We start from the raw sequence: 22453 nt of genomic DNA on the forward strand, positions 1-22453 counted from the left end.
AATGGCAGGCAACTCCCGACGCCAGGGCGCGATTCGCAAGCCCGGTACGAAGAAGGGGCAGGTCGTCGGCTCCGGCGGCCAGCGACGCAAGAGCCTTGAAGGCAAGGGGCCGACGCCGAAGGCCGATCAGCGGCCGGGGCACCCCAAGCAGCGCAAGGCGGCAGCCGCGGCCAAGGCCGAGAAGGCGCGGAACAAGAAGGCCGAGGGCCCGGAGATCATCGCCGGACGGAACCCCGTGGTGGAGGCGCTGCGCGCCGACGTCCCGGGGACCGCGCTGTACGTCGCGTTGAACATCGACGCCGACGATCGGGTGACCGAAGCCGTGCGTATGGCAGCCGACAAGGGCATTTCGATCCTCGAGATCCCGCGCGAGGAACTCGACCGCAAGACCGGCAAGGCGATGCACCAGGGCCTCGGCCTGCAGGTGCCACCGTTCGAGTACGCCCACCCGGACGACCTGTTGACCATGGCGCAGGACTCCGGGAACGCGCCGCTGCTGGTCGCGCTGGACGGGGTGACCGACCCGCGCAACCTGGGCGCGGTGATCCGTTCGGCGGCCGCGTTCGGCGCGCACGGTGTGCTGCTTCCCGAGCGCAGGAGCGCCGGGATGACCGCCGTTGCGTGGCGGACCAGCGCCGGAACCGCGGCGAAGCTGCCGGTGGCCGTCGCGACGAACCTCACCCGCCAGCTCAAGGCGTGGGCCGCGGAAGGACTGATGATCGTCGGTCTCGACGCGGACGGCTCGGTGGACATCGACGAACTGGACCTCGCCGCCGACCCGCTGGTGGTCGTGCTCGGCTCCGAGGGCAGGGGCCTGTCGCGGCTGGTCAGGGAGAACTGCGACGCGACGGTGTCGATCCCGATGGCAGCGGGCGTGGAGTCGTTGAACGCCTCCGTCGCGGCGAGCGTTCTGCTCGCCGAGGTGGCCCGGCGCCGGCGCATCGCGGGCCGTATCTGACACCGGCTGTCACCATGGCCGGTCCGGGGCGGTAGGTAGCCGCGAAGTGGCCATGGTGACTTTCCTGCGACTCCTCACTCCAACGGGCTAGGCCCTCGGCTAGGGTCACGACGTCCTCACCTCATCCAAAGGTGCGGACTATGTCGCGCTGACCAGGGGGCCCGTCCAGCATGTCGTTCGTCTCGCCACTGTTCCTGTGGTACTTCATGCCGGCGGTCCTGCTCGCCGTGCTGGTGTGCCCCAGAAGCTGGCGCAACGGCATCGTCGCCCTCGGCAGTCTGATCTTCTACGCGACCGGCGCCGGAGCGTTCACGCTGCTGCTGATGGCCTGCATGGTGGTCAACTACGCGGCGGGACCGAGGCTGCAGCCCGACGAGTGGGACATGCGGCCGGACAAGCAACGCCGCTGGCTGCTCATCGGCGTGATCGCCTTCGACCTGTCCATTCTGGTGATCTGGAAGTACGCCGGGTTCGCGACCGAGCAGATCGCGTGGTTCACCCAGCAACTCGGTGGCGACTTCCCTGTCGCGCAGCTGGCGCTGCCGATCGGGATCTCGTTCTTCACCTTCCACCACATTTCATACGTGGTGGACATCTACCGCGGCGAACGGCAGCCGCTGCGGAACCCGGTTTCGTTCGCCACCTACATCGCGATGTTCCCGCAGCTGGCGGCCGGACCGATCGTGCGTTACCGGGAGATCGCCGACCAGCTGCCCCAGCAGCGCCTGCACCGCCTCGACGACATCGCGGCCGGTTTCCCCCGGTTCGCACTCGGCCTGTGCAAGAAGGCGATCATCGCCGACTCGCTCGCGCCGATGGTGGACGCGTGCTTCGCCACTCCTTCCGACGAGATGACGTTCTCGATCGCCTGGCTCGGTGCCATCGCCTACACGCTGCAGCTCTACTTCGACTTCTCCGGCTACTCGGACATGGCCATCGGCCTCGGCCGCATGCTCGGCTTCCGGCTACCGGAGAACTTCGCGCGGCCCTACTCGTCCGTCACCATCACCGAGTTCTGGCGCCGCTGGCACATGTCGCTCTCGCGCTGGTTCCGCGACTACGTGTACATCCCGCTCGGCGGGAACCGGGGCGGGATCGGGAAGACCTACCGCAACCTCTGCATCGTGTTCGTCCTGACCGGGCTCTGGCACGGGGCGAACTGGACCTTCCTGATGTGGGGCGTCTACCACGGCGCACTGCTCATCGTCGAGCGAGCGTTCGGCTGGGACCGCAACCCGGAGCAGCCGGGCAAACTGCTCGGAAGGCGAGTACTGACCCTGGTCCTGGTGATCTTCGGCTGGGTCCTGTTCCGCTCACCCGACCTCGGTCAGGCGCTGACGATGATCGGGCACATGCTGCTCCCGGACTTCGGCGGCCTCACCGACGTCGTGGAGTCGACCATTACCAATCAGCGGTTGATTCTCCTGCTGGCGGCGCTGGCGGTGTTCGCGCTACCGGCACACCCGGTAACCGGCCCGATGCTGGAGTCCTCGCGAACCAACTCGGCAACCGTCCTGCGCGTCGGCGTGATGACCGTGGGCCTGTTCTACGCCGCCATCCTCGTCGCCACGGGCACGTTCAGCCCGTTTCTGTACTACCAGTTCTAGGGGTGTAGCCACCGGGGAACGGGGTACTCGTCAGCGCCGTCGGTATGGCGGCAGACGGTCACGCTGGCCAGAGGACGAGGGGCACCGATGACACGGACGCCGACGCGGAAAGCGACATCCCAACCGATTCCCCATGCCCCGAGGCGGGCAGGAGCGCCCGGCCAGGCGCTCCTGCGCCTGATCAGAACGACCGACCACAAACAGATCGGCATCCTGTACCTGGTGACGTCGTTCGGGTTCTTCCTGATCGGCGGCCTGATGGCCCTGCTGATGCGCACCGAACTGGGCTACCCGGGCCTGCAGTTCCTCTCCAACGAGCAGTACAACCAGCTGTTCACCATGCACGGCACCATCATGATGCTGCTGTACGCGACGCCGAACGTGTTCGGCTTCGCGAACTTCGTGCTGCCGCTGCAGATCGGCTCACCGGACGTCGCGTTCCCCCGTCTGAACGCCCTTTCCTACTGGCTGTACCTGTTCGGGGCCATAATCACTATCGCCGGGTTCGCCACTCCCGGTGGAGCCGCGGACTTCGGCTGGTTCGCCTACACCCCGCTTTCCACAGCGGCCTACTCTCCCGGGGTTGGCGGAGACCTGTGGGCGGTTGGTCTGATCATCACCGGACTCGGCACGATTCTCGGTGCGGTCAACATGATCACCACGATCGTCTGCCTGCGGGCGCCCGGCATGCTGATGTGGCGAATGCCGATCTTCACCTGGAACATCCTGTTCACCAGCGTGCTGGTGCTCGCCGCGTTCCCGATCCTCACCGCCGCGCTGTTCGGCCTGCTGGCCGACCGTCACCTCGGCGCGCACGTGTTCGACCCGGCGAACGGCGGGGCGATCCTGTGGCAGCACCTGTTCTGGTTCTTCGGCCACCCCGAGGTCTACATCGTCGCCCTGCCCTATTTCGGCATCATCAGCGAGATCATTCCGGTGTTCAGCCGAAAACCACTCTTCGGCTACAAACTGATGGTCTGGGCGACGGTTGCCATCACCGGCCTCTCGCTCGCGGTGTGGGCGCATCACATGTACGCCACCGGTGCTGTGCTGCTGCCGTTCTTCGCGTTCCTGTCATTCCTGATCGCGGTGCCGACCGGGATCAAGTTCTTCAACTGGATCGGCACGATGTGGAAGGGGCAGCTGACCTTCGAGTCACCGATGCTGTGGTCGATCGGGTTCATGGTGACGTTCCTGTTCGGCGGCCTCTCCGGGGTTCTGCTCGCGGCACCGGCAATCGACTTCCACGTGACCGACACCTACTTCGTGGTCGCGCACTTCCACTACGTCCTGTTCGGCACCATCGTGTTCGCGACGTTCGCCGGAATCTACTTCTGGTTCCCCAAGATCACCGGCCGGATGATGGACGAGTCGCTCGCCAAGCTGCACTTCTGGACGACGTTCATCGGCTTCCACACCACGTTTCTGGTGCAACACTGGCTCGGCGCGGAGGGCATGCCCCGGCGCTATGCGGAGTACCTGGCCGGCGACGGCTTCACCCTGCTGCACATGGTGTCCACGATCGGGTCCTACATCCTCGGCGCGTCGGTACTGCCGTTCATCTGGAACGTCGTTCGCAGCTGGCGCTTCGGTGACCCCACCGACCTGGACGACCCGTGGGGCTACGGGAACTCACTCGAGTGGGCCACCACGTCGCCGCCCCCACGGCACAACTTCTACGACCTGCCCCGCATCCGCTCCGAACGACCGGCCTTCGAACTGCACTACCCCCAGTTTGTCGAACGCTTCCGCAACGAAAGTCATCGCACACCCAGAAGTCAGCGGGAACGACCCGTGGCCCCCGAGGAACTGGGGGCCGCGCTGACCCAGCCCGAAGAACAGGGACCGAGCAGCGATCCACGAGGGAAGTGACGGGAATCGCCTGACGGGGTGTCGAAGAAGCGCGAATTTGCCGCGACCGCATACAGCGAATGGCGGGACGAGGACGGGGTCCGGCAGCCGCTCCCGCGATCAGGTGAGTTTCGGGTAGTCCCGCCTGCTCCAGCCGAGCATGCCCTCGATCCGGACCATGCCCGCCTGCTCCAGCAGTTGCACCGGTTCCGCCCCCGTGAAGCGGTACAACCCGGTCTCCGTGGACCGGAACCGGGCACGGGACTCGGCGGCGTACCAGTGCATCGCCGCTCGGTATGCCGGATCGTGCGCGATCACGTCGAGTTGGAGCAGATTGCTGAAGAAGATCGCGTGGAACCGGGCAGGCTGTGCGAAGTAGCGCTCGTTCTCGGCGTAGTAGGCAAGTGCGGTGCTCGCGGTGGAACGCGCCTGCTCGAGGTACCGAACTTCGCCGGTCGCCCGGTACAACAGGACGCCGGCCCCGATCATCACCCCCTGGTTGTAGGAGAACTGCGCCTCCCAGATCGATCCGTCCAGCCTGATGTTGTCCCAGTACAGCCCGTTGGGCGCGAGCAGACAGCCGCGCACCCACTCGTACATCCGCAGTGCCCAGTCGAGGTAGTACTCGTCACCGGTGATCAGATAGAGGTGCAGTCCGACCTCCGCGCCCGGACCGTTCGAGACCGTGTTTCGATCCGTACTCCAGTCCGCCTGGGTCCAGAAGACGCCGCCGGGACAGGGATGATCCGGATCGGTGTCCCAGCCGAACACCACGAGATCGAATATCTCGGCGGCACGATCGAGCGCCGCCTGGTCGCCGCCTTCCGTCATGTAGTGCCGCTGAATCAGGCCGAGCGCGTTCCATTCGTTGTCGTCATAGAACTTGTCGCCACCCTGCCCGAGCGGTGGGCGCAAGTAGGAGTCGTACCCCGGCGGTTCGGTTGTGTCGTTCCAGTACAGCTCCAGCGCCCGGTAACGATCGGCGACATCTCCGGCGTAACGGTGGCCGACGGCCGGCAGGCCGGCCAAAACCTGCGTGGCGATCATCGCCTGGGAGAACGGCCACACGTACGACCAAGGGTTCCCGCCGGTGCGTGGGTACTCCTCGAGGTACAGGGAGCGTTCGGGGTCGTAGAAGTGGCGCTGAAGCGCCATATAAGTCTCCTGCGCACGCCGCGCGTACAGTCCACGGCCCGCACCACCTGATCCTCCGGTCCCGTCGCTCGCGAGCGCGGAGGGCGCGGCGACGAGGCCCGCGGTGACCGCAGCGCCGCCTGCGATCAGAGCGCGTCGTGAGATGTCCCGGCGAATATGGTCCACAATGTCCTCCCAATGCAACCGAATCAGGGACTGTGCCTTGCCGGAAAGCAGGTCAGCCAGGTCCTGGTCCCATGTGGACAAGCTCGGAGAGCCGCTAGCGGAGCGGGCTGATACGCAGGCCTCGGAGGTAGTCGTAGGAGACCGACGCGGTACGCGTGGGGTGCGGCTGCTGGTCCCGCTCGATGATGAAATGGTGCGAACCGAGGTGCCGCAGATGCGCGAGAATTCCCGGAAAGTCGACCGTTCCGTCGCCGAGGTCGGTCTCGATCCGCTCGGTGGGAGTGCCGTCCTTGAGGTGCAGCAGCGGGAACCGCTCCTCGTATGCGTCGAGGTAGGGGCCTGGATCCACACCCGCGCACAGGATCCAGTAGAGGTCCAGTTCGAACCATACGAGCGCGGGATCTGTGTGTTCGAGCCAAACGTCGAACAGCCGCTCCCCTGTCTCCGGGGCACGAGCGAACTCGTTGTCGTGTAGATGGGCGTACCAACGCAGCCCACGCGCACGGGCCGCCTCGCCCCAGCGGTTCATCTCCTCGGCCATCCGCCGATAGCCGTCAACGGTCTCGGCACCGTCCATGTACGACACACCGACGTACTTCTGTCCGAGCGCCGCGGCGCGGTCGAGGGTCGGCCCTGCCCGCTCACCACGAAAGTCACCGGGATGGTGGTGACTACCGATCACGCGAAGGCCGTTGTCATCGGCAATCCGGCGGAACTGTTCCGGCGTGCGATTGCCGTAGTCGTATGCGGGCTCGATTTCGGCGTACCCCGCCTCGGCGAGCATGGCGAGCGTTGCCTCCGGGTTCTCGGCCAGCATCGAACGGACCGAGTACAAGCCGAAACCGATCTTGCCCGGTGGCACCGGCCGGGCCCCACGAGCGTCCGCGTGTGCGCTGAGCGCGGGCGGGACGGCCATCGATGCGAGACCTGCGGCCGCGGCGACACCGACCCCTTGCAGAAGGTGCCGGCGCGACGGCTTCTGTGTACCGAAGTCCATCTTTTGCTTCCAATCATCAGAAGGCAGTACGTCGCACGTTAATTGCCCGCCCTCCAACATTCAAGGCATTCCGCTGCCACTACCCGGCCTGACCGGATTGCTGTCCAGGACATTGGGCCGGACGGCGGCACGTCATCCGGCAGATGCCGTCATCCTCAGGCTGCCCGGTTGCCCCTCGGGACGGTCCGCTCAGCATCCATTGTGGACAGAATCACTGTGGAAATCGCCGGCCAACAGACCGGCGAACCGGTCAGGAATCGAGAAGCAGCTACGGGTCGGTCGATCCTAATGTGGCCTTCATGAACGCAAAGTTGAAGGTCAGCACCGTCATGCTCGGCGTCAAAGATGTGGACCGCGCCAAGAAGTTCTATGTCGAAGGCCTGGGTTGCGAGCCGGAACAGGACTTCCCTGGTTTCGTCAAGTGCAGGCTGGGCGAGGGATCGTCGTCATTGGCGCTCTACGAATGGGCGGCAGCGGCCCAGGACGCCGGTGTCTCCCCAGAGGGAGCGGGGTTCCGGGGCTCTTCGTTCCACTTCATCACCGATTCCAGGGACGAAGTGGACGAGGTCATGCGCACCGCCGTGGCTGCCGGCGGCACTGCGGTCAAGAAGGCGGCCGCTGCCGAGTGGGGCGGGTACTTCGGTTACTTCAGCGACCCCGACGGATACCTGTGGAAGGTCGCCACCACAGCCTGACCGGCAGAACCGGTCACAGGCCGAGCAGGTGCGGGGCCGACGCGAGCGAACGAAAATGCTCGGCCGGATCCTGGACCAGACGGCGAGTGGCGAGGTCGAGCACTCCGCCCACGTTCGCCACCTCGGCCACGAGCGTGCCGTCCGCGCGACGGACATCCTGTTGGACCCGGAATGCTTTGCCCTCGCCCCAGACGAACGTGCAGGACACGTCCACCTCGTCCCCGGCACGGAGCTCGTGGTGGTATCGGACCGTTTCCTCGATGCGCACCGGCGCGACACCACGGGCATGCAACTTCGCCTGGGTGATACCCGCCGCCTGTAGACACTCCCACCGGGCGTGCTCGCCGTACTGCAGGTACACCGCGCCGTTGACGTGCCCCTGGGCGTCGAGCTCGTAAGTGCGGACGCCGACGCGCACTCGAAAGACATCGGGCATGTGCGGGCACCCCTCCCGGTCGATCTGCGTGTCGCTCGGAGGCTAGACCCGGCCACCGACAGTCCGAATCAACCGGGGTCGTCCCGTCTCACCTGGTCGCCATCGGTGACCCCGCCTCCTCGGGCTGCGGCGGGGCGACTCCGGGAGGCGGCGCGGACGCGGGTGCGCGTTCGCCGGGGTCCTCCATGGACGGAGCCGGTGTCGCCGGCGCCGAGTACGGGGATGGAGGCGGGGCGTAGGAGGTGGTGATCGGGCCTGGACCCGCCGGTATCCGCTCGTCGGAGCCGACCTGCCCCTGCGAGACCGCCACGCTGATCAGGAAAACCGCGGCGCCGGTGGCCAGCGCGCTCGCGCCGATCGCCACTCCCTTGCCACGCCGCCGGATCCGGCTGCCCTGCCGGATGATCTGCTCGGGCTCAAGACGTATCGGCGGGCCAGTACCGACGTCGGTGAAAAGGCTTCTGATGTCGTCGTCGTTCATCGTGTCACCTCCCTCCTTCCCTGCTCAGCGCGATATCGCCGTAGTGTGGCCCCAGCCGTTGGCGCAGCGTGGCCAGACCCCGTGCGGCCTGGCTCTTCACCGTCCCCACCGAGCAGCGCAACGCCGCCGCCGTCTCCTCGACCCCCAGGTCCTCCCAGTACCGCAGCACCAGCACGGCGCGTTGTTTCGGCGGGACCGCGGCCAGCGCGGTAAGCAGCAACATGCGGTGCGACGGGTCGTCGTCGGTGGCGGCGGGCGGCTCGGGGAGCGTCCCGGGAAGATGCTCCCTCCGCCGCCACAGCCGCCGGTTCTCCGCGAGAAAGGTACGCACCACGATGCGCCGCGCATACGCGTCGAGCGCATCGTGGCGGGCAAGCCGCGGCCACGCCACATACAACTTCACCAGCGCCGTCTGGGTGATGTCCTCGGCACGATGCCAGTCACCACACAGCAGGTACGCCGTTGAGCGCAACGGATGCACCCGCGCGGCGAAGTACTGGCTGAAGTCCCCGTCCCAGGGCGAGCCTGAACGAACCACCGTTATTTGCGCCAGGCTGCCGGTGCGGGAGCGGGTTCGACCACCGGAGCGGGTTCTGCCGGGCCAGCCCCCGGTTCGGCAGGCGCGGGCACCGCTCGCGGCGGGGCAGGAGCTGGAACCGCACGCGGGGGCTCTTTCTCCGGAACCTCGCTTGGCGCGGCAGGCACGGGCACCGCACGCGGGGGCTCTTCCTCCGGAACCTTGCGGGGTGGGGCAGGCGCCGGCGTCGAACTCGGCTCCTCTTCCGCCGGAACGGCGCGGGGTGGCTCCTCCGGCGGCGCGACCTGTGTGGGGTGCGGTTCCCGTGGTTCCTCCGACGCCGTCATCGCGGCGGCCACCGGAACCCCGACACCGACCGCGAGCACCACCGCAGCCGCCGAAACGACAATTCGAGTACGCATGCAACTCCCTGTCCGTGGACGCCGTCCCTGTTCGACGGCATCACTACAGATAGACATGCGCCGACCCACACGGATGGTTGCAGCCGGTTTTCGGCAGGTTCGCGCCGCCCTCGCTCGCGACTACCGCGAGGACGGCGACTGCACACGACGTGCCTCGACCCCGTCGAGGATGACGTCAAGGCCGTCTTCGAACCAGTTTCTGTCCCCCTCGGGTAGTGAGTCCGAGATCAGCGCCCGCAGAAACGGGAATGCCCGAAGATCGACGTCACGAAGCCGTTGCTGCCAACTCCGGCCCGGGTCTTCGGCAGCGTTTGCCTGCCGGTCGCCCAGGAGGACGCGTGCGGTGCCCTGGACGTAGTTGTTGATGGTCATGATCGCCCGCGCGGCCTCGTGCGGCGGAAGCCTCAGCTGTGCGAGTGCGGACAGCGCCCACTCCATGGCAGCGAGCGATGCTGTCCCGAAGGGCGGGGTCACGGTCGCGGTGGCGGTGAGCATCCAGGGGTGGGCGAGAAAGGCCGACAGGTCCTGACGGGCCAGCACATGCATGCACTCGCGCCACCGCAGTCCGGCGGGGTCGGGATAGTCGTAATCGCCGGTGACCTGTTCGACCATCGCGGTCACCAGCTCGTCGCGATGGGAGACGTGCCGGTAGAGCGACGCCGCCCCGGTTTGCAGGTGTTCGGCGACGCGGCGCATGGACACCGCCTCCAGGCCGTCCTGATCGGCGAGCTCGACTGCCGCGGCGACGATCCGTTCTCGTGACAGCGGGCCAGAAGGCCCGGTTCGAGGACTCACACTGCCACCTCCAGGCCACACCCTATTGCATTGCGAACAACGTTCGCTACTCTCGTTGCGAACGGTGTTCGCAACGAGAGGTGGTCACATGCCAACTGACAGGACAGAGCCAAGATCGCGGTGGCTCGGGCTCGCAGTCCTGACCCTGCCGGTGATTTTGACCTCGATGGACGTCACGATCCTGCACATCGCGATACCGACCATCACCCATGAGTTGACGCCGAGTCCGAGCCAGACGTTGTGGATTGTGGACTCTTACGGATTCTTGCTGGCGGGTCTGCTGATCGTGATGGGCAATGTCGGTGACCGGATCGGACGGCGCCGACTCCTGCTCACCGGCGCCGCGGTGTTCGGCACAGCCTCAGTTCTCGCGGCATTCGCCGCGACCCCGGAAGTGCTCATCGCGGCGCGAGCTTTGATGGGCGTCGGCGGTGCCACGCTGATGCCGTCGACGCTGTCCCTGATCCGCAACATGTTCACCGATCCCGGCGAACGCACCCGTGCCATTGGCGTCTGGACCGCCAGCCTCTCCGGCGGCATCGCCGTGGGCCCTGTCGTCGGCGGCGTGCTCCTGGAGTCGTTCTGGTGGGGATCGGTCTTCCTGATCAACGCCCCGGTCATCGTGGTGCTTCTGGTGGCCACACCTCGCTTCGTCCCGGAATACCGGAGCCCCAGCAAGGCACCGCTGGATCTGTTCAGCGTGGTCCTGTTGTTCGCCGCGATCCTGCCGGTCGTCTGGGCCATCAAGGCTGCCGCGGAAGAATTGGCAGTCACTCCACCAGTGCTGATCGGACTGGTCGGTGGCCTGTGCGCTGGCACGGTGTTCCTCATCCGGCAACGCCGCCTGCAAGCTCCGCTCGCCGATGTCGGACTGTTCGTCAATCCGCGTTTCACCGGCGCGATCGTGGGAGCTGGTCTGGCCATGTTCTCGCTGGTGGGCGTGATGCTCTACAACGCCCAATACCTGCAACTCGTTCATGGTCTCGCACCGCTCGTCGCCGCCGTGGCGATGCTTCCCGTGATGGTGGCGGTGGGTGGCATGGCCGTTGTCGCCTCAGTACTCGTCGGGCGTCTCGGCTACTCCCTGATCTTCGGAGCCGGAGCGGCGATCGCAGCCAGCGGGATGCTGGCGTTCAGCCGGGTATCGGCCGACGACGGCCTCCTGCTGGCCATCGTGGCCGCCGCCTTCATCGGAGCAGGGATAGCACCGATGATGACGCTCGCGACCGACATCGTCGTTGCTTCCGCTCCTCCCGCCCGATCCGGCTCCGCGGCCGCGCTGTCCGAAACCGCCAGCGAGTTCGGCGCCGCACTCGGCATTGCCGTCCTCGGCTCGATCGGCACGGCCCTCTATCGAGCCCGCGTCCGCGACGGACTCCCCGCCGACCTCCCACCCGAGGCCACGGAGACCGTCAGCTCCAGTCTTGGCGCAGCCACAGGGTTTTCCGAGCAACTACCGGCACAAGCCGCTACCCACCTCAGCGACCTCGCCCGCACGGCTTTCGTCGACGGCCTGAGTGCCGCCACGACCGCGGCAGCTGTCATCCTCTTCGCCGCCGCCGTCGCCTGTCCGGTCCTGCTCGGGAAGCGACGAGTGGCCGAGCCGCTGTGATCAAACGGATTCGGCTCGTCCGGAACGCTCAGCCCACCGGGAGCGAGGGGGCCGAAGACGCTGCCGGATCCCCTGGTTGCTGTTGCTGGCCGGCATTCGGGTCGATCTTCCGTATCGCCAGCTCGGCCAGCTGCAGCAGTGGCTGCGTGAACTGTCCTTCGTCGAGTCCGTCATGGCTGTAGTGCAGCGTGACCACCACGTTGCGGTAGAGAATGGACAGCTGAGCGGCCGCGACACCACCACTGCTGCCGTCGATCTCACGGAACTTGTCGTCGGTCGCATTCGGAACCCCGATCGCACTACCGGGTTGGCGGCGCAGTTCATCCTTCGCCTTGTCCACGCCTGACTGCGCACGGTACTTACGTGGGTCGTCGGCCTTGTGCAATCGCGTTGTCACAGAGATATGTGCCCCCGGCTGCCCTTCGTCGCGGAAGGTGTCCGTATTGGAGTACATGCACTGCGCGTCTTTCGCATAGCTTTTGTCACCGCTGAGGCCGCTGCCGCCCTCGGTGGTGAACGTGCCGGGAATGACCTGGCGGATCTCGGTTTCGGTGAACATGCCGCAGCCCATCGGCGCATCCGCGAGGTCGAGGGATGTGTCGATGGGCGTTGATTCGTCGGAGTCGCTACTCAGGTACCAGAGCCAGTACCCGCCGAACGCAAGACCGAGCACAAGGAGAGTGACGAGGATGCCGATCAGCACCCCGCCCTTGCGTCCGCGTTTCTGTTTCGGGGCACCGGGTGCCGCGCCCTGCTGGTAGTACCCCTGCGGGTACTGCTGGTGGTATTGCTGCGGGTACTGCTGAGCGTATTGCTGCTGGTACTGGGAGTACTGCCGGCTCGGGTTCGGCTGTTGTCCAGTCCCCATATCCTCCGCCTCTGTTCACAAAAAAAGGGGGTACTTGCCAGCCCCACGGACTGGCAAGTACCCGCCGTAGCTGCCCCCAGCCCCTGACCACAGCTGTCGCAAGACTAGATCAACGGCGACACCCGGTTTGTCAGGTGAACACCCGACATCGAGGTCACGTTTCGACACCCCCAGTTGGCGGGGATGTCACCTGGGGACCGGCGAGGGCCGTTGCCGCGTTCCTGGAACGAGCGCCAGCTGGTCCGCGTGGAACGCGTCGCGGCGCGGTGGCGGCAGCCAGGTGTCCGGCCGCAGATGCCGTTGCCGGGCCAGTTCTGTCGCGTCGAGCGGAGCCGCGAGGTCGATCCCGTAGTTCTTGGCGTTGCTGCCGACCGGAACCAGCCGCATACCCTCCGGTTGCACACCGATACCGATCGCGACGAGATAGGCGTCGTCGAGCAGATCGGTGAAACCTGCCCAGGCTCCCGCGAACGACCAGATCGACGCCTGTGCCCAGCGACCGCCGATGTCCCAGGCCACTCGCGGCCACTGGGCATGTCGCTTCGCCTGTTCCTCCGCGTGCTCCACCATCGCCGGGATCAGTCCGTCCGGCCGGGGCACCGAGCCGTCCGGCAACGTGAGGTTGATGAGGCCGAATGCGGCACTGAAGGCTACGGCGACGAGAGGATCACCCGATCGTGGGGAAAGTGCTGTGTCGTATCGGTCGCGAGGCAAGGTGCCCACGCGTACGCCGTGCTCGCTACCTTCCTCGCGATGCCCCAGCCACAACGCCCACACCGGCTCACCAGGCCGTCCCTCGAAGAAGTCGAGCCACCGCGGACCTCGCCATCCCCAGTCGAGGCCGTAGATGGGAAAGTCCACTGGCGGCGACACCTGCTCACCCATCGGATCCATTCGGACATAGTGCACCCGTACGGCCGGAAGCGCACCATCTCCGTTGTCACTCCGACGTCACAGGAATCGGCCAGACCGGCTGCTTGAGCACCCTCCGTGTCCGCATACCGCCGATCGAGTCGTATTCGCACCCGAGCTGGACCCCCGAGGTGACCGCCAGTCAACTCGGCTCACCTAGTGCAACGTCTACAGTGGACAGCGTCGTTCACAGCTGCCAACGGCGGAAGCCTGCCTCCGCGTCCACCACCTGGCCGGTTATGGTGCCCGCATCCCTGCCCAGCAGCATGGCAACTACTCCGGCCGCCTCGTCCGGCGTGTTCCAGCGTCCCCTCGGTAGCTGCCTGCCGACCTCGCGGGCCAGGTCGACACCCGCCCAACCGGTATCGGTCGGTCCGGGATTCACGCAGTTCACGGTGATCCCGTCATCGACAAGCGCGTCCGAGAGCGTCAGTGTGAGCTGGTGCAACGCACCCTTTGTGGTGGCGTAGGGAATCTCCCCGCTCATCGGCGCCCGGTGCTGCCCCGAGGTGAACAACACGACCCGGCCCCCGTGCGGACTCTCGACGTACTGGCGCGCAAACGCTTGCACCAACAACAACGTCGCGCGCACGTTCACCGCCCATGTCCGGTCCAGCTCTTCGGCCGTTGTCTCGACGAGCGTGGCCACCGAGCTACGTGCGTGGTTCACGACGAGCGCGTCCACAGAGCCGAACCGGCTCACCGCCGCGTCCACCAGCCGAGCGGCCGCCAGCGGGTCTTCCAGATCGACCTCGGCGTGGTCGATCGTCCCACCGGCAGCGCCGAGTTCCCCGATCACGGCGTCGATTCCGCCCGCATCCGCGCCCCACGGTTCGGTCGCATCGTAGGGAGACCAGGACTGCGCGAACACCTGTGCGCCTTCGGTGAGCAACCTGCGGGCGATGGCGAAGCCGATCCCCTTCCTGCGGCTTACCCCGGTGACCAGTGCGGTACGCATATGCAGAGTGTCGGCACGCGCGACACCGCGGCGCAAGCGATTTACCGCCGAGTCCGATATGGACGACTGGCGGGTTCAGCCTGGCCGTAACCGCGCAGCCGGTCCACGATGTGTTCGATCTCCTGCCGTGGCAGGAGCGCGGGTGTGCCCGCGGAACGCGCGAGCAGCCACAGCCTGCACACCCACTCCAGCTGTTCCGCCCGGTGGTAGGCCGCGTGGAGTGTGTCTCCGAAGGTAATGGTTCCGTGGTTGGCCAGCAGACAGCCCCGCCTCCCATCGAGGGCTTCCAGCATCGTCTCGGCCAGCTCCGGGGTGCCATATGTGGCGTAGCCCGCCACCCTGGCGGACGCGCCGATCGCGGCGAGCATGTAGTGGATGGGTGGAACCTCGTCGACCAGTGTGGAGACCGCGGTCGCGTGCACGGAGTGCGTGTGCACCGAAGCGCTGATCTCCTTGCCGTCGGGATCGCTTGCGCCGGAATAGATCCCGAGGTGCATCGGAAGTTCACTGGTCGGCTTCAGCGAGCCGGCCACCGCGGAACCGTCCAGAGACACCACGGGGATGTCCTCCGGCGCGAGGGACGCGTAGTCCACCCCCGTCGGCGTCACCGCCACCAGCTCACCCGATCGCACGGAGATGTTTCCCGACGTCCCGACCACGAGCCCGTCGGCGACCATCTTCCGGGCGTACTCGCACACCTCGGCCCGCTCGTCACCCAGCAGCACTACAGCCTCCACTGCTCGCGCGCCGCCGCCAACGCGGCCTGGTAGTCGTCGTAACCACGCTGGTAGAGCGCCGCGTTCTCCGGCCGCACCTCGACCGTGCGTGAGTTGGCGGCCCACAGCTCGGCGTCGAACGGCTCGCCCAGCGCCTCCCCCGCGACCAGAACCGCGCCGCGGGCGCCGACCCCCGGTTCACCGGGCAGCACGATCGGCCTGCCTAGCACGTCGGCGAATATCTGCGTCCACTCGGCGGACCGCACACCGCCGCCGCAGGCGTACAGAGTGCCGGAAAGCCCAGCCGCCTCGAAGCAGTGCCGTGCGGCATAGGCGATGCCCTCGCAGAGTGCGCGGATCATGTCCGCACGCGTGGATTCCAGGCTGAGCCCGGAGAACTGTGCCCTGGCCGCGGCGTCCACGAACGGCGCCCGCTCCCCGGAAGTCGACAGGAACGGCAGCACGCGCACGCCACCCGCACCGGGGCTGCTCTCCGCGAGCAACGGGCTGACCTGATTCACCTCGATCCCGAGGACACCGCAGGCCCAGTCGAGGCTCGCTGTACCGACCATCGCGGGCATCGCGCGCAGGAACTCCCCATCCCTCGGAGTGCAGAGGAACATTCCCGCGGGTTCACCGTCCGGATCGAACTCCGGGCTGTCGGTGAGCACCTGGCAGGCCAGTGTCGTACCCGCTGTGAGGATCCCGTCACCGACCCGCGACACCCCGGCGCCGATCGCGCAGGCCGGCAGGTCGAACGGGCCCGCGGTGACCGGGAGCCCGGTCTGCAGCCCGAGAAGTTCCGCACCCCGCGCGTCCAGCCGGAACACGGTTCGTGGCCTGGCCGGGTCGGCGAGCAGGTGCCGCCGGTGCGTGAGGCCACAGGCCTCGATGGCCACTTCGTCGTAGCGACGGGTCGCCGGGTTCAGGAACGGGAGGGAGGCGTCGGAGACGTCCACTGTGATCTCGCCGGTGAGCCGCTGCAGTACGGCGTCAACGCAGTAACCCGCGACGGCGGCGCGGTCGAGCGACTCCGGCTCGTGTTTGTCCAAGTAGGACAGGATCGCGGCGGCGCTGCCGGGGAACAACCCCGAAGCGGTGCGGCGAAAGACTTCCCGCGTCACGCCCTCCGCCTGCCACTTGGCCAGCAGCGAGTTCGCCCTGCCGTCCAGCCAGGAGATCGCGGGCCGAACCGGGGCGCCGTCGGCGTCCCGTAGCCACACCCCGTCGCCCTGACCGGTCAGGGCCAGTGCGGCCACCGGGCCCTCCAGCTGCCCGCGCACCTCGCGGACGACCGTGGCGACCGTGCCAAGCACCTGCTCGAGGTCCTGCTCCACCAGGCCCCCCGCCAGGTGGTGCACCTCCGAAGGTGTGCAGGCCTCGGCGATCGAAATCCCGGATCTGTCGAACACGACCGCCTTGGTCAGCGAGGTGCCGATGTCGACGCCGATGATGTGTCCGTTCATGGCTGCTTACCTCTGTCCGCTCACTTGGCAGGCGGCAACGTGCACGGCCGAAGGCCTCGCGAATGCTGAGGCAGGCCGCCGCGCCGCGAAAGGCGGCTCTGCGCTGGAAGACGCGGTCTGGCTCCGCATTCGTCGATCGCACGTTCTGCCAACAACACTGTGTCCAGTCATGGCCGCCTACCCGAGTACGTCGGGGTTGGCGACGTGCGCGAGCGCCTCGCCGCGAGCGTAGCGACCCAGCTCGGCGGCGACGATCGTCGCGGCGCGCTCGGCGGTCTGCCTGCTCGCCCCTGCCAGGTGCGGCGTGGCGATGACGTTCGGTGCGTCCCGCAGCGCCCAGTCCGCGGGCGGCGGTTCCACGTCGTAGACATCCAGCGCCAGCGCGCCGAGCCTGCCGGTGCGCAATGCCTCCGGCAGCGGGGCGTAGTCCAGCAGTCCGCCACGGGCGCTGTTCACCAGCACCGCACCCTCCGGCAGCAGTGCCAGCTTGTCCGCGTTGATCAGGTGATGCGTCTGCTCGGTCAGCCTCGCGTGCAGGCTCACCACGAAGCTGCGCCGCAACAGCTCGTCGAGCTCGACGACCTCGGCACCGTCGGCCGCGATGGCCGCCGGATCCGCGAACGGGTCGGACACGAGCACCTCCGCGCCGAACGCGACCAGCACCCGTGCCACCCGCGAGCCGATCGCGCCGTAGCCGACCAGGCCGACCGTGGTGCCCTCCAGCTCGACGCCTGCGTTGGGGTACGCGTAGTAGTCCCCGCGCCAGGTACCGCCGAGCAGTTCGGCCGAGGACGTCGAGATCCGCCGCATCGCCGCAAGGATCATGCCGATCGCGAACTCCGCCGCCGCGGTCGCGTTGCGGCCTGGGGCATAGGTGACCGCGACGCCCGCCTCGGTGGCAGCCGCGAGGTCGACGTTGACCGGGCCGCCCCGGCAGACCGACACCAGCTTCAGCTCCGGCGCGGCAGCGAACACCTTCTTCGTGAACGGAGCCATCTGCGTGACCACGGCCTCCGCGCCGCCGAGGGCCTCGATGACCTGCTCCTCGGTGCCGCTGGCCTCCAGCACGCCGCCGACCGGGCCGAACGGCTCGATCGGCCACGGCAGGGACAGCGTGGCGCAGTCGGCCGCCGTGCCCAGCTCTGCCCGCACCGCAGAGACCAGCAGGTCGGTGCCGACGAATTCATCTCCCGCAGCGAGTACCCGCAACGTCGTTGTTCCTCTCACTGTCCGTATTGCCTCGCACTTTCCCGGGAAAGTGCGAGGCCCTGTCGCTCCGTCCCAGGTCACGCGCTTCTCAACTCGCACTTTCCCGGGAAAGTGCCGTTGTCAACAGGCCACGTGGGCCTGTTCGTACTCGGTGATGTGCGCGACCTTGCCCGCACTGGCCGAATCCGGGTCGAAGGTGTGGCCGATCCACTCGGCCACGATCTTCTTCGCCAGCTCCGGCCCGATCACCCGCGCACCAAAGGTGATCACCTGGCAGTTGTTCGACTTGACGGAGCGTTCGGCCGAGTAGGAGTCGTGCGCCACCGTCGCCCTGACCCCGGGAACCTTGTTCGCCGAGATCGCCACTCCGATTCCCGTGCCGCAAACCAGCACGCCCCGGTCCGCCTCGCCGCGCGCGATTGTCTCCGCGGCCGCGAGGCCGAGCACCGGATAGGCGCGGTCGTCCTCGGCGTCGGCGACACCGAGGTCGGTCACCTCGCTGACCCGCTCGTCGTCGCGCAGCAGGTCACGTACCGCGTTCTTCAGCTCCACACCGGCATTGTCCGCCGCCACCACAACTCGCATCAGCTTTCCCCTCCCTCTGTTCGCGCCGACGGCGCCCGGAACGCCAGTGCCTCGCCGACAGCAGTCACGATGAGCGCGAAGGAAGTCGCGCCAGGATCCGCGTGTCCCCTGCTCCGCTCGGCGAGCCGAGCCGCCCTGCCCTTCGCGGGCACGAGGTGGGCCGTCTCCTGTGCGGCGTCACTCGCCCGCTGCGCGGCCTTGCACCAGGCGTCGGCCACTCCCGCACCGGATGTGGCCTGCTCCCGGAGCACCGCGCGGAACGGCTCGATCGCGTCGAGCATCGTCTTCTCCCCCGGTTCGGCCTTGCCCAGGTCCACAAAGGCACGCGCGGCGTCGTCCACCGCGTCGGCGACGACCGTCGTGGTGATCTCCTCGGCGGCCAGCCCCCTCAGTCCGGCTCCGGTCTCCGCCAGCAGGACCCCGTACAGCGCACCGGAGGCGCCACCGGAGGCGTCGGCGAGCGCCGTACCCGCACGCAGGAGCGCGCCGGCCAACGGCTCACCGTCCTGTTCGGCCGCACGGGCCGCGGCCACCGCGGCGCGCATGCCGCGAGTGATCCCGAGCCCGTGGTCGCCGTCGGCCGCGACCGCGTCGAGTCTGCCGAGTTCGTCCTCTGCCTCGGTCACCGCGGCCAGCGCCGCGGTGAGCACCTGGTCGGCGATCCCCTCGCCCGCAACACCTTCTGCTCCCGTCAGCGCGGAATCCACTGTGGATTCCAGCTCGACGGTCTCCAGAACCGCTCCCGTGCTTCGATAGCCGGGGGTGTCGCAGGGAGCGCCGTACAGCTCCGCGAGTTCGTCGTCGAGAACCATGATCGACAGAGAGACACCGGCCATGTCGAGTGAGGTAACGAACTCACCGACCTCGGTGTGCAGCGGGCTCAGCCCTGCTGCGGCAAGCCGTTCGTGCACCCGCTTGTAGGTGACGAACATTTCCTCGTACTTGGTGCGGCCCAGTCCGTTCAGCAGCACGACCACCCTGCGGTCGCCGCTCTCGGGCAGCGGCAGTTCGGGAAGCAGACCGTCCACCAGTTCGTCGGCCAGTTCCACCGCGTCCAGCCTGCCGACGGTGCGAACGCCGGGCTCACCGTGGATGCCGAGGCCCAGTTCCATCTCCTGCTCGCCGACACGGAACAGCGGTTCCGCCGCACCCGGCAGGGTGCAGCCGCCGAAGGCGACGCCGAACGTGCGGGTGTTCGCGTTGGCCTTCACCGCTGCCGCGTGGACGCCGTCCAGGTCGTCGCCGCGCTCGGCGGCGGCGCCAGCCACTTTGAAGACCAGGAAGTCGCCCGCGACCCCGCGCCGCTTCTCGGGCTCCTCGGCGCTACCGCTGGCGATGTCGTCGGTCACCAGGATCGTGCGGCTGTCGATCCCCTCTGCCGCGAGCCGGCGCGCGGCGAGCCCGAAGTGCAGCACGTCGCCCGCGTAGTTGCCGTAGCCGAACAGCACACCCGCTCCGCCGTCGGCCGCTTTCGCCGTCCGGTAGACCTGCTCCGCACTGGGGCTGGTGAAGACGTCCCCAACCACCGCGCCATCGGCAAGGCCGGGCCCGACCAGTCCGGCGAAGGCCGGGTAGTGCCCACAGCCGCCGCCGATGACCACGGCGACCTTGCCCTGGCGCGGCACCTGACTGCCGAGCACGCCGTACGCGTCCGGCACCTTCCGCACGCTGCGCCCGTACGCGGTGACGAATCCATCGATCCAGTCCCGCTTGAAGGTCGTCGCGGCTCCGAGCACGGTCATGGCCTGCCTCCCGCATCGGTGGCGACGAGCTCACCCGCCAGGTACGCGAGCAACGTCCGGCGCACCTCGTCGTTGTCCTTCGCCACCGCGGTGGCGAGTTCCAGGGCGTCCGGCTTCGGCGGGTAGGTCGGGTTGGGCAGTGCGACCACGGTGAGGCCCGCGGCAGCGGCCGCCCTGATGCCATTGCTCGAGTCCTCGACGCCGAGACAGTCGGCGCCGCTCAGCCCGAGCCGGGCGGCAGCCTCGACGTAGACGTCCGGGCTCGGCTTTCCCCGCGCCACCTCCGCGCTGGAGACCGTCGCGGTGAACTCGCGTTCCAGGTCGTGGGTGTGCAGGATCGCGTCGATCACCCGGCGAGCGGCCGAGGAGGCCATCGCGATCGGAACCCGCGCACTGACCTCCCGCACCATCGCGTCGGCTCCCGGCAGCAGCGGGGCGTGTCCCGCCTCGATCGCCGCGATCATGCCGTCGACCACCGCGCGTTCGACGTCGACCGGCGTCTCCGGAGTCCCGCTTCGTTCGGCGAGATAGGCGGCCCATTCGGGAGCGCTCATGCCCTGCACCGTGGCGGTGTCACTGTCCGTCCACTCGACCTGGTGCCGCGCTGCGTACGCGACCCAGTTCTCCTCCCAGAGGTGCTCGCTGTCGACAAGGACTCCGTCCATGTCGAAGACCACCGCGGCGAGTGCCATCGAAACAACCCCTTTCACATGCTTGATGTTAAATTAACACTCTAGGCGCGATCTGTCACCATCATGCGATGCGGTACGACTCGACGAGACTGGAGACCTGATGCCGACCCGACTGCTGCTGGCCCGGCATGGCCAAACCGAATGGCATGCCGAGAACCGGTATGCCGGAACCAGTGAGGTCGCGCTGACGCGGGCCGGACTGGAGCAGGCCCGTGCGCTGGCCGAGTTCGTCCGCCGACTGGAAGGGACACGCAGGCCCACCGCGCTCTACTGCTCCCCGCAGGGCAGGGCGCGGACCACAGCGCAACCGGCGGCCGACGCACTCGGCCTCTCCCCCCGGATCTCCGGCGAACTGCGCGAGGTGCACTTCGGCGTCGTCGAGGGCCGCACCCTCGACGAGGTACGAGCGGAGGACCCCGAGCTGGTGAGCCGTTTCCGGGCGGATCCGGTCGCCTGCGCGTTTCCCGGTTCGGAGCCGCCGGAGGACGCGGCGGAACGCGGCGCGAAGGCACTGCGGACGATCGCGGAGGCCGATGACGAAGTTGTGCTGGTGGTCGCACACAACACACTGCTCCGGCTGACGCTGTGCCGCATGCTCGGCATCCCGCTGTCGACCTACCGAACGGTGTTTCCGCAACTGGGCAACTGCGCGCTGACCGAGATCGACATCGATGGCGACCGGACGGCCCTGCGACGGTTCAATGTGCCGGTCGACGGACGACTTTGACGGTCGTGGTCGCGCGTTCGGAAACAAGCTCTGAGATATTGGCCGGATGAGCAGCGAGACGTCGAGCGGCGGCAGTGCACGCTCTCGTAGCATCCGCCAGCAGCGCATTACCGACTACGTCGTGGAGAAGGGATCCGCCTCAGCGGCCGAACTCGCCGAACTGACCGGCGTCAGCGTCATGACCGTGCATCGCGATCTCGACGAACTTGCCCGGCGCGGCCTCCTGCGCAAGTTCCGCGGCGGGGTCTCGGCGCAACCGTCGACGGTGTTCGAGAGCAACGCCGAGTACCGGCTCGGCGCGCACGTCGAGGCGAAGGCCGCGATCGCCCGCCAGGCCCTGACCTACGTCGAGCCGGGCATGTCGATCCTGCTGGACGACTCGACCAGCGCGCTGGCGCTGGCCAAGCTGCTGCCCGAGGTGGCGCCGCTGACGGTGGCGACGAACTACCTGCGCACGATCGAAGTGCTGAAGAACGTCGAGGACGTCCGGCTGATCTGCATCGGCGGGGACTACTCCAGCACGCACGACTCCTTCCTCGGCATGCCCTGCCTGGAGGCGGTGGAGCGGATCACTGTGGACGCCACCTTCGTCTCCACCTCGTCGATGAACGGCGAGATGACCTTTCACCAGGAGCCGGAAATCGTCATGGTCAAGCGAGTGATGCTCGCAAGTGCCGAGACCAAGGTGCTGCTGATGGACTCCAGCAAGATGCCGCGGTCGGCGCTGCACCGGCTGGCCCCTGTGGCGGACTACGACCGGCTGATCGTGGACTCCGGGGTGCCTGGCCAACTGCTCGAGGAGCTGCGCAGCCGCACCGTGGTCGACGTCGCGGGCTGACCTGCCCGAGGCGGAATCAGTCCGCGAGTTACCCGAAATCTCATCAAGT

General features: G+C 67.6%; 23 protein-coding genes. 7 read left to right on the top strand and 16 right to left on the bottom strand.

Translation table 11 applies throughout. The annotated features are described in order from the left end of the window. Window position 1: 1 nt before the first annotated feature. The 3 genes from rlmB (at window position 2) to ctaD (ending at window position 4437) form a co-directional block, all read left to right on the top strand. Window positions 2-958, top strand: coding sequence for a 23S rRNA (guanosine(2251)-2'-O)-methyltransferase RlmB (gene rlmB / locus BM199_RS09025; RefSeq protein ID WP_091671937.1), 957 nt, complete (start codon window positions 2-4; stop codon window positions 956-958). A gap of 170 nt (window positions 959-1128) precedes the next feature. Next, a complete protein-coding gene (locus tag BM199_RS09030; protein ID WP_091671939.1) occupies window positions 1129-2565 on the top strand; it encodes an MBOAT family O-acyltransferase in 1437 nt (478 codons plus the stop codon). An 87-nt stretch (window positions 2566-2652) separates the two neighbouring features. Continuing rightward, on the top strand, window positions 2653-4437 hold the full coding sequence (gene ctaD / locus BM199_RS09035) for an aa3-type cytochrome oxidase subunit I (protein ID WP_091671941.1): 1785 nt from the start codon (window positions 2653-2655) through the stop codon (window positions 4435-4437). Between the two features lie 99 nt (window positions 4438-4536). Here the strand turns inward: ctaD and BM199_RS09040 are convergent, their stop codons facing one another. Beyond that, entirely contained in the window at window positions 4537-5736 is a 1200-nt protein-coding gene (locus BM199_RS09040; protein ID WP_091672135.1) for a glycoside hydrolase family 76 protein, read from the bottom strand. A 94-nt stretch (window positions 5737-5830) separates the two neighbouring features. After that, complete coding sequence (locus BM199_RS09045; protein ID WP_177242538.1) at window positions 5831-6733, bottom strand: sugar phosphate isomerase/epimerase family protein; 903 nt, start codon at window positions 6731-6733, stop codon at window positions 5831-5833. Between the two features lie 299 nt (window positions 6734-7032). On the opposite strand from BM199_RS09045, the gene BM199_RS09050 reads away from it, so the two are divergent. Further along, window positions 7033-7428 (top strand): VOC family protein, encoded by a 396-nt coding sequence (locus BM199_RS09050; RefSeq protein ID WP_091672137.1) that lies wholly within the window; start codon window positions 7033-7035, stop codon window positions 7426-7428. Window positions 7429-7441: 13 nt separating this feature from the next. Here BM199_RS09050 and BM199_RS09055 read toward each other — a convergent pair whose 3' ends face one another. From BM199_RS09055 to BM199_RS09070, 5 genes are all read right to left on the bottom strand, one after another. Continuing rightward, entirely contained in the window at window positions 7442-7864 is a 423-nt protein-coding gene (locus BM199_RS09055) for an acyl-CoA thioesterase (protein ID WP_091671944.1), read from the bottom strand. A gap of 88 nt (window positions 7865-7952) precedes the next feature. After that, window positions 7953-8345 (bottom strand): hypothetical protein, encoded by a 393-nt coding sequence (locus BM199_RS09060; protein ID WP_091671945.1) that lies wholly within the window; start codon window positions 8343-8345, stop codon window positions 7953-7955. 4 nt (window positions 8346-8349) lie between these two features. Then, window positions 8350-8883 (bottom strand): SigE family RNA polymerase sigma factor, encoded by a 534-nt coding sequence (locus BM199_RS09065; RefSeq protein WP_091671947.1) that lies wholly within the window; start codon window positions 8881-8883, stop codon window positions 8350-8352. Window positions 8884-8885: 2 nt separating this feature from the next. After that, window positions 8886-9284, bottom strand: coding sequence for a hypothetical protein (locus BM199_RS33240; RefSeq protein WP_143101803.1), 399 nt, complete (start codon window positions 9282-9284; stop codon window positions 8886-8888). A gap of 120 nt (window positions 9285-9404) precedes the next feature. After that, window positions 9405-10079, bottom strand: coding sequence for a TetR/AcrR family transcriptional regulator (locus tag BM199_RS09070; RefSeq protein WP_218160318.1), 675 nt, complete (start codon window positions 10077-10079; stop codon window positions 9405-9407). Window positions 10080-10167: 88 nt separating this feature from the next. Between BM199_RS09070 and BM199_RS09075 the strand changes: the two genes are divergently transcribed. Continuing rightward, on the top strand, window positions 10168-11691 hold the full coding sequence (locus BM199_RS09075) for an MFS transporter (protein ID WP_091671949.1): 1524 nt from the start codon (window positions 10168-10170) through the stop codon (window positions 11689-11691). A 28-nt stretch (window positions 11692-11719) separates the two neighbouring features. Here the strand turns inward: BM199_RS09075 and BM199_RS33810 are convergent, their stop codons facing one another. The 9 genes from BM199_RS33810 to BM199_RS09120 form a co-directional block, all read right to left on the bottom strand. Further along, window positions 11720-12394 (bottom strand): hypothetical protein, encoded by a 675-nt coding sequence (locus tag BM199_RS33810; protein ID WP_177242539.1) that lies wholly within the window; start codon window positions 12392-12394, stop codon window positions 11720-11722. Between the two features lie 351 nt (window positions 12395-12745). Then, on the bottom strand, window positions 12746-13453 hold the full coding sequence (locus tag BM199_RS09085) for a hypothetical protein (protein ID WP_091671953.1): 708 nt from the start codon (window positions 13451-13453) through the stop codon (window positions 12746-12748). Between the two features lie 205 nt (window positions 13454-13658). Beyond that, window positions 13659-14429 carry an SDR family oxidoreductase gene (locus BM199_RS09090; protein WP_091671955.1) on the bottom strand — a complete coding sequence of 257 codons (771 nt, stop codon included), beginning with the start codon at window positions 14427-14429 and terminating at the stop codon, window positions 13659-13661. 41 nt (window positions 14430-14470) lie between these two features. Further along, a complete protein-coding gene (locus BM199_RS09095; RefSeq protein WP_091671957.1) occupies window positions 14471-15154 on the bottom strand; it encodes a class II aldolase/adducin family protein in 684 nt (227 codons plus the stop codon). Next, window positions 15154-16611, bottom strand: a complete 1458-nt coding sequence (locus BM199_RS09100; RefSeq protein ID WP_091671958.1) for an FGGY-family carbohydrate kinase — start codon at window positions 16609-16611, stop codon at window positions 15154-15156. The genes BM199_RS09095 and BM199_RS09100 overlap by 1 nt, the downstream gene beginning before the upstream one ends. A 177-nt stretch (window positions 16612-16788) precedes the next feature. Then, window positions 16789-17820: a 2-hydroxyacid dehydrogenase gene (locus BM199_RS09105; protein WP_091671960.1), complete on the bottom strand. Its 1032-nt coding sequence runs from the start codon at window positions 17818-17820 to the stop codon at window positions 16789-16791. A 120-nt stretch (window positions 17821-17940) separates the two neighbouring features. Beyond that, window positions 17941-18405 (bottom strand): ribose-5-phosphate isomerase, encoded by a 465-nt coding sequence (locus tag BM199_RS09110; protein ID WP_091671962.1) that lies wholly within the window; start codon window positions 18403-18405, stop codon window positions 17941-17943. Continuing rightward, complete coding sequence (locus BM199_RS09115) at window positions 18405-20147, bottom strand: dihydroxyacetone kinase family protein (protein WP_091671963.1); 1743 nt, start codon at window positions 20145-20147, stop codon at window positions 18405-18407. The genes BM199_RS09110 and BM199_RS09115 overlap by 1 nt, the downstream gene beginning before the upstream one ends. Then, window positions 20144-20839 carry an HAD family hydrolase gene (locus BM199_RS09120; RefSeq protein ID WP_091671965.1) on the bottom strand — a complete coding sequence of 232 codons (696 nt, stop codon included), beginning with the start codon at window positions 20837-20839 and terminating at the stop codon, window positions 20144-20146. The genes BM199_RS09115 and BM199_RS09120 overlap by 4 nt, the downstream gene beginning before the upstream one ends. 100 nt (window positions 20840-20939) lie before the next feature. On the opposite strand from BM199_RS09120, the gene BM199_RS09125 reads away from it, so the two are divergent. Both BM199_RS09125 and BM199_RS09130 read left to right on the top strand, forming a co-directional pair. Then, window positions 20940-21566, top strand: coding sequence for a histidine phosphatase family protein (locus BM199_RS09125; RefSeq protein WP_091671967.1), 627 nt, complete (start codon window positions 20940-20942; stop codon window positions 21564-21566). A gap of 46 nt (window positions 21567-21612) precedes the next feature. After that, window positions 21613-22404: a DeoR/GlpR family DNA-binding transcription regulator gene (locus BM199_RS09130; RefSeq protein ID WP_091671969.1), complete on the top strand. Its 792-nt coding sequence runs from the start codon at window positions 21613-21615 to the stop codon at window positions 22402-22404. The last annotated feature ends 49 nt before the right edge of the window (window positions 22405-22453 follow it).

The sequence above is a fragment of the Amycolatopsis marina genome, assembly GCF_900111885.1.
In the GTDB taxonomy this organism is placed as follows: domain Bacteria; phylum Actinomycetota; class Actinomycetes; order Mycobacteriales; family Pseudonocardiaceae; genus Amycolatopsis; species Amycolatopsis marina.